Source organism: Teichococcus deserti (assembly GCF_001982615.1).
Classification (GTDB): Bacteria; Pseudomonadota; Alphaproteobacteria; order Acetobacterales; family Acetobacteraceae; genus Pseudoroseomonas; species Pseudoroseomonas deserti.
Window position 1 is genome coordinate 1 of sequence record NZ_MLCO01000567.1, and the last position, 1,796, is coordinate 1,796.

Sequence of the window (1,796 nt, forward strand, 5' to 3'; positions counted from 1 at the left end):
GCTGGCGCTAGCGCCAGCCCGAGAGCTCCGTCGCCACGATGTCCTGCAGCAGTTCGATGGCGGCGGAGGTGTCGTTCAGGCAGGGGATGACGGTCATCTCCTGCCCCCCGGCATGCTCGAATTCCTCGCGCAGCTCGTTGCCGATCTCGTCCAGCGTCTCGATGCAGTCGGCCATGAAGCCCGGGGTGATCACCGCGATGCGGGTGACGCCCTGGGCCGGCAGGGCCGAGACGAACTCGTCCGTATAGGGCTCCAGCCAGGGCTCGCGGCCGAAGCGGGACTGGAAGGTCATCGGCATGCTGTCGGCGTCATAGCCGAGAGCAGCCCGCAGTGCGGTTATCGTGCGCTCGCATTCGGCGACATAGGGGTCGCCATTCTTCACATAGCGCAGCGGCAGGCCGTGGAAGGAGACGACGATCTTCTGCGGCGGCTCTGCCAGCGGGGCGAGGGCGTCGCGCACCGACTGGGCCAGGCCCGCAATATAGCGCGGATGGTCGGGGAAGGGGGGCGCAATCCGCAGCACCGGCTGCCGCCGCATTTTCAGCAATGCCCGGAAGGCGGCGTCGTTGACCGTGGCGGTGGTGGGGGCGCTGTATTGCGGGTAGAGCGGCAGCAGAAGAACGCGGTCGCAGCCGGCCTCCTGCAGGGCCAGCATCCGCTCCTCGATCGAGGGCTTGCCGTAGCGCATGGCCCAGTCGATCACCGGGGCGCCGGCGCCCAGGGCCTCGCGCAGCTTCTCCGCCTGGGCGCGGGTATAGGTGCGCAGCGGGGATTCATTCCGCTCGGTGTTCCAGATGCGGCGGTAGAGCGCGCCGCTCTTCTGCGGCCGCTTGCTCAGGATGATGCCCTGCAGCAGCCCCTGCCACAGGAAGGGGCAGAGCTCGATCACCCGGCGGTCGGACAGGAATTCCGACAGGTAGCGCCGCATGTCCCAGTAGCCGGTGGAATCCGGGGTGCCGAGATTGACCAGCAGGACCCCGGTGCGGGTGCCGAAGGCGGCGGGCAGGGTGCCGTCGGTCGGCGGATTGACGAAACTCATGCAAAAAGATCCGCGGGGCTGTCGGCGCGCAGCAGGTCGCCGAGGGTCAGGCCCAGCCGGGCGGCATCGGCAGGGGCGCCGGCGAGGGAGCGACGCGCCAGGAAACTGCCATCGGCACGGGCCACCAGTCCAGTGACCGCGAGCCGGCCATCCGCCAGCAGCCGCGCCTGCGCCCCGATCGGCGTGCGGCAGGAGCCGTCGAGGGCGGCCAGCAGGGCGCGCTCGGCGGTGGCGGCCAGGCGGGCAGGGCGGTCGTCAATGCCAGCGAGCGCCGCGCGGGTGGCGGTGTCCGCTGACCGGGCGGTGACGGCGATGATGCCCTGGCCGGCGGCGGGGACGAAGCTGTCGGCGTCGAGCGGGACGATGCCGTGCCGGGCGAGCCCCAGCCGGTTCAGCCCGGCCATGGCCAGCAGGGTGGCGGTGAAGTCGCCCGATTCCAGGCGGGCCAGCCGGGTCTGCACATTCCCCCGCAGCAGGCCGAAGCGCAGGTCGGGCCGGGCATGGCGCAGCTGCGCCATCCGCCGGGCCGAGGCGGTGCCGACCCGCGCGCCGACCGGCAGGGTGGGGAAGGGCAGGGCGTGTTCTTCCGGCGGGGTGCCGGGAGCCAGGATCAGGGCGTCCCGGGGATCCTACCGCGGCAGATGGGCGGCGATGACCAGGCCCGAGGGCAGCTCGGTCTCCAGGTCCTTCAGGCTGTGGACGGCAAAGTCCACACGGCCGTCGAGCAGCGCCTCATGGATCTCCTTGGCGAAAAGTC

Annotated in this window: 1 protein-coding gene and 1 pseudogene; both read right to left on the bottom strand. The window is 71.2% G+C overall.

All coding sequences use genetic code 11. The features are described from left to right. Positions 1 to 7: 7 nt before the first annotated feature. Complete coding sequence (hemH, locus tag BKE38_RS30095; protein ID WP_076960714.1) at positions 8 to 1,039, bottom strand: ferrochelatase; 1,032 nt, start codon at positions 1,037 to 1,039, stop codon at positions 8 to 10. Beyond that, positions 1,036 to 1,796: pseudogene (hemC, locus tag BKE38_RS30100) on the bottom strand (hydroxymethylbilane synthase); the annotation flags it as partial. The gene hemH and the pseudogene hemC, both read right to left, overlap by 4 nt.

Excerpts from the sequence above, each read along its gene's own strand:
- hemH (WP_076960714.1), bottom strand. The coding sequence starts at position 1,039 with ATGAGTTTCGTCAATCCGCCGACCGACGGCACCCTGCCCGCCGCCTTC.